Annotated in this window: 6 protein-coding genes; 5 read left to right on the forward strand and 1 reads right to left on the reverse strand. The window is 66.1% G+C overall.

The annotated features are described in order from the left end of the window. The first annotated feature begins 291 nt into the window (after positions 1 to 291). The 3 genes from J3R08_RS12990 to J3R08_RS13000 are packed head-to-tail and all read left to right on the forward strand — an operon-like array spanning position 292 to position 2,435. Positions 292 to 807: a hypothetical protein gene (locus tag J3R08_RS12990; protein WP_209961298.1), complete on the forward strand. Its 516-nt coding sequence runs from the start codon at positions 292 to 294 to the stop codon at positions 805 to 807. Positions 808 to 816: 9 nt separating this feature from the next. Further along, positions 817 to 1,122, forward strand: a complete 306-nt coding sequence (locus tag J3R08_RS12995) for a hypothetical protein (protein WP_209961300.1) — start codon at positions 817 to 819, stop codon at positions 1,120 to 1,122. Next, on the forward strand, positions 1,119 to 2,435 hold the full coding sequence (locus J3R08_RS13000; protein WP_209961302.1) for a hypothetical protein: 1,317 nt from the start codon (positions 1,119 to 1,121) through the stop codon (positions 2,433 to 2,435). Before J3R08_RS12995 ends, J3R08_RS13000 begins: the two co-directional genes overlap by 4 nt. A 161-nt stretch (positions 2,436 to 2,596) precedes the next feature. Here the strand turns inward: J3R08_RS13000 and J3R08_RS13005 are convergent, their stop codons facing one another. After that, on the reverse strand, positions 2,597 to 3,133 hold the full coding sequence (locus J3R08_RS13005; protein ID WP_209961304.1) for a hypothetical protein: 537 nt from the start codon (positions 3,131 to 3,133) through the stop codon (positions 2,597 to 2,599). A gap of 754 nt (positions 3,134 to 3,887) precedes the next feature. Here J3R08_RS13005 and J3R08_RS32035 point away from each other — a divergent pair. Further along, on the forward strand, positions 3,888 to 12,779 hold the full coding sequence (locus J3R08_RS32035; RefSeq protein ID WP_209961305.1) for an RHS repeat-associated core domain-containing protein: 8,892 nt from the start codon (positions 3,888 to 3,890) through the stop codon (positions 12,777 to 12,779). After that, positions 12,779 to 13,273 (forward strand): hypothetical protein, encoded by a 495-nt coding sequence (locus J3R08_RS13015; protein WP_209961307.1) that lies wholly within the window; start codon positions 12,779 to 12,781, stop codon positions 13,271 to 13,273. Before J3R08_RS32035 ends, J3R08_RS13015 begins: the two co-directional genes overlap by 1 nt. Positions 13,274 to 13,292: the final 19 nt, after the last annotated feature.

Below are 13,292 nucleotides of genomic sequence, written 5' to 3' on the forward strand. Positions count from 1 at the left end.
AGCTGCTCCCGAGGCCGCGAACCATTGGCATGACGTGGATGTCCATTCGCCTGACCGATCCATTCGCATCGCTGCTTCAAGGCGGGGCGACATCGCGGTCGAGGTCGACGGTCTGCACCGGCACACGGACGAGTCGTTGGCCCGCCAGGTGAGAGCCGCCGCTAGGGTCGCATTGGCCTCACTGCAGCCGCCGGTACGTGAGGTGGACGCGCCGAGACGCGACCAGCGGTCCGGTTGGTGAGCGGCCCCATGAGCAAGAAGGCGCTGATCGCCGTGGCTGCCGTTGCCGTCGTGGCGCTCGGCCTGGTCGGTCTGTGGCGCTGGGGTCCGCTCGGCGACGACGCAGCCGTTCCGTCGTGCGGTGATGTGGCCGACGCCCTACCGGAAATGGTGTCCGGGTCGTGGACGCTGACACGTACCGAACCGAAGCGCGATGTCGACCGGTCCCGGGTGCGATGCGAGTACGACTTCACATCGGCCGACCAGGCCTACCGGGGCAGGATCCTGCTGAGCCTGATCGAGAGCGACGACGAGGCGTTTCTCCGCAGAACGGCCACGTCGGGCCCATGTGACGGTGAGGCGGTCCCGAACCCGAGCGCGCCCCGGTACGAGGTAGCCCGCTCCTGCGCGCAGCGGATCAACGACAAAATCTTTACGAGTGTGCTCCTGGCCTCCGACCGGCGCTACGCCCACATCCTCGCGGACTTCAGCAGCCCTGATCGTCCGCTGGAGCAGGTCATCACGTACACGAACACCAGCGCGCAGCGCATCGCCGACCGGGCTATGACCCTCAACGCCACCGACTAGGAGCAGGCTGTGGGCAAGCTGGAGCGCTACTTCGATGACGTGGCGCGGATCAGGGCCGAAGGTGTCTCCACCAACGGTTGGGTGACGGTCGTCCGCGGCCACGACGGGGACCTCAAGGTCGACATTCGGCCTGGAATGCTGCGCCGGTGCAGCCCGGACGAGGTGGCATCGGAGATCCGCACGGCCCTGCTGGCCGCAGTGGCTGATCACCGACGGCAGTACCGGCAGTTGCGCGTCGACTACTTCGGCTCGCCCATGGGGGTGGAGCTGTTCACGCCGGCCGAGTCACCGCACGGGGAGAGAAGCAGACCATGACCACGGACACGTCGGCTCTGCGGGTCGAGTCCCGGGCGCTGGTGGCCTTCGGTAAAGAGCGGTACGAGGATGCCGTCACCTACAGCGCCGTGCGCCGCTACCTCGGCGACATCGGAGCCATCCCGAGCGCGGCCTGGGGCACGCTCGAGGGCATCTCCGACAAGCTCAACCGGGATTGGGCGACCGCCTTGGGCAGCCGGTTGTCCGAAGCGAACATCGCCCGTAACGAGATGGAGCGCATCGCCGACGGACTGATGCAGATCGCCGCCGACTACGAGGGCACCGATCTGGACATCTCCACTGACTTCGACGTATTCAACCGTGACCTGGGCCCGTACCTGCCGCTCGGCGACGGGTACGGCAACAGCGTCCGCGTGCGCCCGGGCGGCGCCGGCATCCTCTCCCAGCCCCACGACCGCAGGCTTCCCGACGACCGGCCGGTGGTGGTGATCCCCGAGGGCAACGACCGTCTCGGGGCCACCCGCAACGAGCGGCTGCCGCGGACCCGGGAGGTGGAGGAGCCGATCACCATCGGCAGCACCGACGGCAACAACCTCGGCTTCACCGGAGGCCGGACCACCTACTACGAGAACGGTGAGGGTGACCGCCTCGACACCTTCATCCACGAGCACCGGGACACGCTGCTCCAGCTGGAGGCGATCCTGATCGAGCTCGGCACCGGCGACCGCCTTCCCCTGACCGATCTGATGGTTCACGCGTGGCGTTCAGCGCCGAAGGTGATCTGGAACCGGGCCGACCTCGTGCACTCGGCCGCCGGCACCTACGCCGAGCTGCGGGCCGAGATGGACGCTGAGCTGAAGAACCTCAAGCTCTACTGGGACGGCAGCGCCGCGCAGGCGTTCGGCCAGTACGCCGATCGCGCGTCCGCCTACCTGCTCCAACTCGAGACCCAGGCGCGGTGGCTTGCCGAGGAGGGCAAGAAGGCCGCCAGCATGCTGGAAGGACTGCGCAACGCGTACGCCAGCCTCGGTTACCAGCACATCGGGACGCTCATCGACGTCCTGAAGGGTTACATCGAGGCCGTCAACGGGCTTTTCTCGTCGTGCTCGAACCCGGAGGCGGCGGTGCAGAAGGCGGTGCAGGAGTTCGTCACCTTCCTCCTGGTCGCGGAGCGTCAGTACGTCGAAGCGATGGCAGACCTGATCAAGATCGACGAGCAGGAACGCAAGGAACGCCCAGACCTCGGCACCCGTGGTCACAACACGACACCGTTCCCGCAGGCCGAGGTGGGTGGCACCGCCTGGCTGAACGGTGGCGGATGGACCCCTAAGCCCGACCGACCGGCAACCTGACGTCGACTCCGCAACCCAGGAGGTCGGGGAGCTGCGATGGGTGCACCAGCAACCTCGGTCTGGCGGACGCAGTCAGTACCGATCACCGGTTGTTCTGGCCCCCACGATCCGACCTGGGAGGAGTCGGAGAGTGACTTGGGCAGGCACGACTTGCCGGTGGCTCAGACGACCGGATCACCAGCCACCGCCGTCTTTCGATCCTCAGGCCTCTCGGTCAGCCACTTGGACATCTGCCACTCGTACGGCGCCGAGGACTCGTCGAACTTCACACCCAGATCCCGGCGAGCGGCGGTGTAGAAGCGGCCCCGTGCTTGGCCGGTAGCCCGAACCGCCTCGTTCCACGTCAGGTCGCTGGTCTGGCCCAGCGCCAGTCGCATGAGGCGGAACGCCACATCGTGCCACTGGCGAGCAGCTGCGACCACCGCATCGTCGCCCAGCATCAACACCGCCTCCCACCGGGTCGTCCGTTCCTCCTCCGCCATGAGGAGATCCGCTTCGGTGATCTCTCCACCAAACCAGAAGTCGTCCTCATAGACACCCCGTTTGGCCGCTAGGCGCACCGCGACGGAGATGACCCGCTTGACGGCATGGGCGTAGTCCGTGTACGCGGCTATCCGCCGCTCATCCCAGCGAACCGCCTGCTGACGGCGCCAACGAATCCGCTCCTGGACTGTCGTCGTGATGACTTTCGCCGACAAGTGCTATCAGGGCGTTGCTGGGCCGGGCGGCCCGGGCTCGTGCTGCCCAGAGCGGGGCCCGGCGAGTGGCCGCGCTTGGTAGCGTGCACCGCTCGGTTGAGGGCCAATCACGCACCACTCGTGATCACGTTCGCCCGCGGCTGGTCGCGCCGTCCGATCGGTCTCAAGGCTACCCGTCCGCGCGGTGCCCGCTGTCCGAGTCGGATATGCCTTGCCGCCCGCGACGCCTACCGATCATCGATGTCTCGTCATTGGGGTGTCCTGTCAGGAACCGCCTGATTGATGCTTTTCGCCACGCAATGTATCGGCTTGAGCTGGTTGAACATCTACTCGCGCGTGACGCTGTGTGGACCGTCGTGTCGGGTTTGGCTGATCTTGGCTGAGTCGTCCTTGCAGTTTGTGCTGCCTCTTGCTCTGGTCCGTTAGTGATCTTTACTGTCAGCGCACCCCTGCTGACCTTGAGGAGACTGCGGTGGCCGGTGCGTTTCGTGGATCCGCCATGAGTGTTGCGGCTGTGGGCCGCTGGGCTCGGCGCAGGTCCTCCCTCGCAGGTGTGTTGACGTTCAGCATGGTGGCATCGTTGCTGTCGGCGGTGCCTCCGCAGCCGGTGACGGCATCGCCTGCGGCGCCAGCGGGCGCCAGTGCGGTCAAGCCTTCTCAACGTGCAGGGGTAGCGGGGTTACCGTCGCATGAGGCGACGTCCGCGCGGACGTCGTTTGCCGGGTCAGCCGGAGGCAGCGCAGCGCGTCCGCCTGTGCCGGGCGCGGTCGGTGCCGAGCAGACGTTCCCCGCGGTGAAGGTGCCTGGGCAGGGTGAGGCCGGGCAGGAGGCGTCTTCACTCTCGGAGGTGGGAGGCGCCAGCGGTGGAGTCGTCGCCGGCCGTTCCGTCGAGCGGTCGAATGCCCGTACGGAGCGCACGACCGAGTTCGTCAATCCTGATGGCACGAAGACGCTGCGGGTCTACGACGGTCCGGCCTTCATCCGTGACGGCGCCGGAGCGTGGAAGCCGATCGATAACCGGTTGTCTCGACGGGCCGATGGCCGGTACGCGCCGGCATCCGCGGCGGATGTGAGTATCGCTTCTCGCAGCAACGATCCGCGGGTGGCGACACTGTCGTTGGGCGAGGACGCTGCGGTGTCCTTCGCGGTTGACGGTGCTGCTGCGGTTTCGTCGTCGGTTGAGGAGTCGACGGCCACGTTCGTCGGTGTGCGTGCGGCGTCTGACGTGAAGCTGACGCCGATGGAGTGGGGTCTGAAGGAAGAGATCGTCCTGCACTCCGCTGACGCCCCGACGACGTGGACCTTCCCGCTGACCGTCAAGGGCGTCACTCCAGCGCTCAACGACGCCACCGGTGAAGTCGAGTTCACCGACGCAAGTGGTGCGGTGCGGGGCGTCATCCCTCCGGGGTTCATGGTTGATTCGAACATCCACCCCCGTCGTGGTACGGGGGAGCGGACGGACAACGTCCGATACTCGCTGCAGCGTCAGGCTACCGGGTGGCTGTTGCAGGTCGACCTGGACGCCCACTGGCTGCGCGACCCTTCGCGGGTGTTCCCGGTCATTGTCGACCCCTCGTTCACCGACAACGCGGAGACCGACGACACGTACGTGTCGAAGCGTGACCACGCCAACCGCAACAACTCCGCCGAGGGTGACCTGCTGGTGGGCACCTACAACGGTGGCACCGAGCGGGCCGCGTCGTACCTGCACTTCAACGATCTGAAGGCGTCGAGGCCGAACCGCTATGTCCTTGGCGCGACGTTGCAGCTGTGGAACTTCTGGTCCTACTCCTGCAGAGCCCGCAGCGTCAACGTGTACGCGGTGACCAAGTCATGGTCGGGATCGACGACCAAGACGTGGGCAGGGCCGTCGTACGACTCGGCGAACCGGCTCGCTACCGGGTCGTTCGCTCACGGCTACTACGACTGCCCGAGCGGCAACTGGGCCGGCTTCTCGCTGCCGCCGGACCGGGTGATGAAGTGGCTGCACGGCACCGAGGCGTTCTACGGGCTGACGGTGCGGGCGTCGGAGACCGACAGCTACGCCTGGAAGCGGTTCGCATCGGCGAACTTCTCGAACTCCACGGCCCGCCCATACATCGACCTGAACTACTCCGACCAGGGCGCCAAGTACTCGCTTCCCTCGCCGAGCTTCAACCCGCCGGTCACTGCCGCGTCGGCCGGGAGGATTACGGCACGGGTGACGAACTGGGGTTCGACGACCTGGACCCCGACGAACGGCTATCGGCTGACGTACAAGATTCTCAGCGCCGGCGGGACGCTTCTGCGGAGCGGGCCGCTCTACGCGATGCCGAAGAACGTCGGCCCGCACCAGTACGCGGACGTGCCTATCCAGGTCGAGTCGCTCGGGTTGGGCACCTACATCCTCCGCTTGGACATGGTGAACCCGTCCGGCGCCTCGTTCAACAGCACCTACGGCATCCCGTTCGGCCAGAGCACCTTCACCGTGAGCAATGGCGCGCCGACCATCGGCGACGGTGGCGTGTTCCCGCCGCATAACGGCTTCACCGACTCCCTCACCCCGAGCCTGTGGGTGGACTACCTCGACCCGGACAACACCCCGGCCGGCGGACGGCAGGTGAAGTTCCGCATCTGCAAGGGCACCCCGGCGGCACCGTCCGGCTGTCAGAGCACGGCATGGCGATCGTCGACGGCCTGGGCAGTGCCTAGCGGGCTGCTGACCTGGCAGCAGCCCGCACACTGGTATGTCACCCTGTCCGACACCCAGGCATCCACCCCGGAACTCGGGCCGTACGTGTTCACGCCAACAGTGGCGCAGCCTGAGGTGTCGAGCCATCTTGCCGGGGCCGGCAACGACCCGGCGGTGGCGGGCCTGAACCCGTACGTCGGCAACTACTCCACCACGGTGACCGACGCTGCCGTGGCGGTCGCTGGACCTGCGTTGACGATGACCAGGACGTATAACTCGCAGGACCTGCGAGCATCCGGGGCGTTCGGCGCGGGTTGGAGCAGCCCGATCGATCAGCGGCTGACCACCGACTCCGACGGCTCCGACAATGTTCTGGTGACGCTCGCCTCCGGCGGACAGCTGCGCTTCGGCCGCAACCCGGACGGCACCTACGCCTCCCCGCAGGGATCAACCCTGACCTTGGTCGCCGCTGGCAGCCCGACCGTCTGGACCCTGCGCGACTCCACCGGCACCCGGCGGATCTTCAACGCCAACGGCCGGCTGACCTCCGTCGCAGACGCCGATGGCCGCATCCAGAGCTACACCTATAACAGCAACAACGAGCTGACCACGATCACTGACAACGGCAGCAACCGTTCACTGCACCTGACCTGGACCGGCGGCCACGTCACCTCTGTCGCGACCGACGCCCCCGCCAGTGGCGAGACCGCGCCCAGGTGGACCTACACCTACACCGGCGACACCCTTACCCAAGTCTGCACGCCGCTGTCTGCACAGTCATGCACCACCTACGCCTACACCGCGTCATCGCACTACCGCTCGGTGGTCACCGACGACAACCCGGCTGCCTACTGGCCCCTCGGTGAGGCTGCAGACACGCAGGACGCCACCAACGTCGTCGCCACCAAAGCCGGTGACCGTGACGGCTCCTATCAAGACGTCACCCTCGGCGTAGCAGGGGCACTGGCCGGATCTCCGGACACCGCTGCTGACTTCGGCGCTACAAGCACCACCGCCGTCGAACTGCCGAAGAACCTGACGAACACCTCCATGGGCGTCGCCGTGGAACTGTGGTTCAAGGCCGGCACCGGCGAGAACGGCGTTCTGTTCGGCATGCAGAACACCGACCTCAGCCACACCCCCTCCCAGACACTGCCCATGCTCTACGTCGACACCAACGGCGTGCTGCGGGCCAAGATTTGGACGACCACCCAAAGCCAAACCCAGATGACGTCCTCGGCCCGCGTGGACGACGGGCAATGGCACCACGTCGTGCTCTCCGGCGCCGTCGACGCCCAGCAGCTGTACCTCGACGGCGTCAAGATCGGCCAGCTGACCGGCCAGCTGATCGACTACCGCGACATGGCCCACGCCTCCATCGGAAACGGCCGCGGCGGCAGCGGCTGGACCGGCACCCCGACCGGGAACTTCCGCTTTACCGGCCTCATCGACGAAGCCGCCTACTACAAGCACCCCCTCGGCGCCAGCCAGGTCTCCGCGCACTGGGCCGCCCGCACCGCGACGCAGCGGCTCACCACCGTCACCGATCCCGGCGGGCATACCGCCCTCACCGTCGCCTACGACGGGCCAAGCGGCCGCGTGACCACCCTGACCGACCGCAACGGCGCCACCTGGGACCTCGGCAACCCCACACCGGACAGCGGCAAACGCGTCGTCGTCCTGGCACCGGACAACGCCGAACCCATCACCTACCGCCACGACATCGACCACGGCGGCCGCCTCGTCAGCCGGGAGGACACCTTCGGCGAACAGAAGTGGACCTACAACGCCCGCGGATTCGTCTCCAAGTACACCGACGCCAACAACAACACCACCACCTACGACACCGACGCCCGCGGCAACGTCCTCGGCCGCACCACCTGCAGAACCAGCACCGAATGCAACACCAGCTACGCCGGCTACTACCTCAACGCCACGAACCCGCTCGACCCGCGCAACGACGTGCGGACCTGGACGGCAGACGCCCGTTCTGCCTCCGCCACCGACACCACCTACCGCGTCACCCACACCCTCGACACCATCGGGCACATCACCACCGTCAGCTACCCCGCACCCGCCGGCTACTCCACCTCGCCCACGGAGTCCTACACCTACTCCACCGGCTCCGAGGCCGCCGAACCCGCCGGCACCGGCACCATCCCGGCCGGGCTGCAACTGACCGCAACTGCCCGCAACGGCAAAACCACCCGCAACTACTACAACTCCTCCGGTGACCTGGTCCGCACCGTCGACCCTGTTGGGCTGACCACCACCTACACCCGCGACGCACTCGGCCGCGTCACCACCATCACGATTGCCCCCGCCGACGGGAACGCCTTCAGCACCACCAGCTACACCTACAACGCCCTGTCGCAGGTCGCCACCACCACCGGCCCACCCGTCACCAACGCGGTCACCGGCGTCACGCACCAGGCAAAGAGTACCTACATCTACAACGACCTCGGCCTACGCACCCGCCAGGTCATCGACGACATCACCGGCGAGGACCCCGACCGCACCTGGATCTGGACCTACGACGCCGCCGGCCGCCCCGACCTGACCACAACCCCCGACGCCAAGACGGTTGACCAGGATTACGACAGCAGGGGAGACCTCACCAAGGTCACTCAACCCAGCGGCCTCATCTATGAGTACACCTACGACGAGGCACACCGTCGCACCGAGACCGCCGCTGTCGGCGACGGCGTCGACCCGATGAATCCCACCGCCACACGCCTCGTCCTGGACTCCCGCGCCTACGACCCCGCCGGCCGCCTCGCCTCTGTCGTCGACGCCATGGGCCGCGAAACCGCCTACACCTACTATGGCGACAACCTGCCCGCCACCAGCAGCAGGGTCCGCCGCAACACCAGTGGCGACATCACCAGCGAAACCCAGCTCAGCAAGAGCGACTACAACGCCGCCGGACAACCCAACCTGCAGATCGCCATGGGTGACATCCGCACCACGACGATCTACGACAAGGCCGGCTACATCAAGGAGGAACACCTCGACCCTGCCGGCTTGGACCGCGCGGTCATCTACACCCGCAACCTGGATGGCACCATCGCCACCCTCACGCGCACCGGTGCTGCCTCACCCGGCCGCGCCGAATCCACCAGCTACACCTACGACGACATCGGCCGGATCCTGACCGAGACCGTCGCCAACACCGGCGGCACCCCCGCCGCCCTCACCACCGTCTACCAACGCGACGCCCGCGGCCTCGTCACCCACACCACCGACCCGGCCGGCGTCACCACCAGCGCCACCTACGACCCACTCGGCAACCCCGTCACCACCACCGGTGCCACCCGCACCGTCTGGAATAACGGCGCCAGCACCACCGCCGCGCCCGTCACCACCATCGGCTACAACACATTCGGCGACACCACCCACATTCGCGACGCCAACGGCAACACCACCACCGCCAGCGTCGACCCCGCCGGCCGGCCTACCAGCGTCAGCCTGCCGACCTACACCACTCCAGGCGGTGTCGCCCTTACCGGCACCTACCACACCGCCTACAACTCCCAAGGCATGGTCGACCAGACCACCGACCCCCTCGGCCGGATCACCACCCACACCTACGACCCCTACGGGCGACCGCTCACCCGCACCCTGCCCGACCCCGACGACGACGGACCCAAAACCACACCCGTCTGGACCTACAGCTACGACCGAGTCGGGGAACTCTTGTCCGCGGTCGACCCCACCGGCGGATCGACATCGGCCACCTACAACGACCTCGGCCAACAAATCACGGCCACCGTCAGCGACCGCACCACCGGCAACACGCTCTACCTGACCACCAACCTCGCCTACGACCCCGCCGGCAACCTCACCACCGTCACCACACCGCTCAACCACACCACCATGACCACGTACAACACCGCCGGCGAGCCACTCAAAGTCACCGACCCGACCGGCCGGTTCACCCAGTACACCTACGACATGGCCGGCCGGCCCCTCACCTCGGTGAAGGGCAAGGACACCACCTACGTCGACCCCGTCACCACCCAGACCTACGACCTCGCCGGGCGCCTCACCGCCACCGCCGACTGCACCACCACCACGACCGGCGCCTGCGCCGCCACCCTGCGGACCGCAACCGCCACCTACAACGGCGCAAGCCAGCCGCTCACCGTCACCAGCGGCGAAGGACGAACCAGCCAGTACGGGTACGACAATGCTGGTCAACTCACCGCCATCACGCAGCGCGTCAACCCGGCGGACGCGGCGACGGCCGTCACCGTCGAACTCGGCTACGACCTGACCGGCCAACGCACCCGCATGGTCGACGGCAACGCCAACGCCACCACCTACACCTACACCCCATGGGGTCAGACCGCCTCAGTCATCGAACCTGCCACCACCACCCACCCGAACCCCGCTGACCGCACCTGGACCACCACTTACGACGCCGCCGGGCAACCCGTCACCTACCGACTCCCCGGCAACGTCAGCCGAATCCTCACCTACGACAAGCTCGGCAACCTGACCCAGGAAACCGGCACCGGAGCCGAAGCCACCACCGCCACCCGCCAACTCGGCTACGACCTCAACGGCCGCATCACCAGCGTCGGCGGACCCAACGGCGCAACCAACTACGCCTGGAACGACCGCGACCAACTCACCAGCGCCACTGGCCCGGCAGGCGACGCCACCTACACCTACGACGGCGAAGGCAACCTCACCAACCGCACCGACGCCGCCGGCACCGCAACCTTCACCTACAACACCGCCGGCGCCCTCGCCACCACCGCTGACCCCCTCACCGGACTCACCGCCACCAACATCTACAAAAACAACGGCCAACTCGGCCAAACCACCTACGGCACCGGCGGACCAACCCGCGCCTACACCTATGACAGCCTCGGCCGCCTCGCCACCGACACCTACAAGAAACCCAACGGCACCACCACCGCATCCACCACCTACACCTACGACAAAGACGACCTGCTCCTCACCAAAACCACCACCGGCGTCACCGGAGCCGGCACCAACACCTACGGCTACGACGGCCTCGCCCGACTCACCAACTGGAAATCACCAACCAACCAGCAAACCGCCTACGGCTACGACAACGCCTCCAACCGCACCATCGTCACCGACCCCACCGGCACCCGCACCACCACCTACGACGCCCGAAACCGCACCACCGCCGCCAGCGGCGCCAGCCAGCCCGGCGAAACCTGGACCTGGACGCCGCGCGGCACCATGTCCATCCACACCAGCGGCACCACCACCGACACCTACGCCTTCGACGCCTTCGAACGCCTCACCCAGGCCAGCAACCCCGGCTACACCGCCACCTACACCTACGACGCACTCGACCGACTAGCCCAACGCAACGGCCTCGCCTTCCTCTACAACGATCTCGCCAACCACCCCATCCGTACTCCGGCCTCTGGTGGGGACACCCAAATCCTTCGCGCCCCCGCCGGCCAACCCCTGTCCGACAAGACAGGCACCAACCCCGGCCGCAACCTCATCACCGACGGCATCCACGAGGACATCACCGCCGCCACCAACCCCACCACCGGAGACCTCACCGCCTCCCGCACCTACCAGCCCTACGGGCAGACCGCAGCATCCACCGGCACCCTGCCCCTCGGCTACCAAGGCGGCTGGACCGACCCCGACACCACCCAAACCAACGCCCACGCCCGCTGGTACAACCCGGCAAGCGGCGCCTTTGCCAGCCGCGATACCTGGACCCTCTGGCCGGATCCCACAGCTCAAGCGAACAGGTACAGCTATGGAAACTCGAACCCGATTTCCTACACCGACCCGAGTGGCCACTTCGTAGTCGCACCTGCCGCAGCTGGAGTGCTAGCCGCTGGAGGCGCCGCAGCGGGACCAACCGCTGGGCTTACGCTTCTTGCCGCAGGCGTGATCGTCACCGGGTTCATGATCTATAGCCACTACAACAAGCCACAGCCAAAGGCGAACCCGGCACCTGCGCCAGCTAAAGCCCCTGCGCCCAGCAATTGGCCAACCTCCACAATCAACCTACCTGCACAAGACTATTGCGAGAGAAACCGGCACTCTTCCTCGTGCGCCATTGTGTACGCGCCGGGCCGGCCGCCAGGCGCCCAGCCTGACGGTGGCGGTGCTCCCGGTGTCAGTGGCCCCTGCAGCCGGAACTGCTATACGCCTCCTCCCATCCCGCCCTGCGTTCTGAAGTCTCTGGCAGCCGGTCTGGCTGGCGGACAACTCTGCCGCACGCCCTGGTTGCTCGACGTGGGCGCTAGGCCAGACAAGACCGATAGCGTACGGCGCGCGACCGAGTCGTTGGTCACGGGTAGCGGTCAGATCGGCAACAACCCCAACAATGTGCAGGCGCCCCGTGTCCAATCAGACGGAAGTGGGGAGTCGGCTCCGACGGCCATTCGCGAGTCAGGCCTAGTCCCTGAACAAGGGGAGCTTCAGGACGCCTGTTTCACCGGGGGGCGGCTGCAGGCAGATGGATCTCGTAGTAGTGGTATATGGCAGGCTGATTGCAGCGAAGCTATGCCTCTAGCTCCTCAGCCCATCTCAGACAAGCTGTTCGAGAGGATGAGTTATCACTACCAACTGTATGTGACCGGCCAGGATTACGAGGAACGCTTCAAGCTTGGTGGGAAGATTATTGGAGTTGACGGCGGGCCAACCCTCACTAACGGGTACCTTGTGGAGGCGAAGTTTACGGGCGGCACTGAAGAACAGTGGGAAGGAAGTTTGCACAACCCGGCGAACGGTATGTTCAATGTGGATAAGCGAGTCCAGCAGGTTCAACGACTGCTCGATCTCAACTCCGCCCTCGGCGCCCGCGGGGTCAGGTTTGTTGCATCGAATCAGCTAGGTACCCTCTTCTTTAGGTCGTTCTTGCAGGAGTGGTTTCCCGACCAGATGCGGGACGGTACCCTGGGTGTCTATAATGTGCCCATTGGTGATGGCATGACCCGGCCCGCGAGGAAGAATCGTCGCTAATGTCGATCGATGTGGCAGTCGTCGTACACGCAGTAGATTCGCTGCAGCGTTTGGTGTACCCACCGTCGAAGGCGGAAGTTGTGGGTATCTTTGATGGAATGGGTTGGGTGAGGCGACGGGGCGATTTCTTTCCGCAGAGCGACTTCTTTCATCGCGGAGACTTCACTGCTGCCGTAAACGACCAAGATGGCGTTGCTTTCGTCACGTTCAATGCGGTTGTCGAGGTCGACGTCGATGCGGACTATTCGAGAAGCCTTGCCGTCCTGGATCGAGTGGCCAATGAAGTGATTCAGACCGCTTCTCGGCTTCTCGAGCGCGAATTGGAGGATCCTGGTGAAGAATATGACGAGCCTGCGTTAGACTACATTGACCCCTATTATCGTCGGCTAGGGCCCTGGGTGCTGTCTATGGGCCTTGTGCATCCAGATAGCGACGATCCGATTCTGCTGGTGCTGCGGATGCGGTACTGGCGGGATTTAGCGGACGATGGATGACTGAGCCCTCTATCCTGGG

It is taken from the genome of Micromonospora sp. HB375, assembly GCF_017872985.1.
Classification (GTDB): domain Bacteria; phylum Actinomycetota; class Actinomycetes; order Mycobacteriales; family Micromonosporaceae; genus Micromonospora; species Micromonospora chalcea.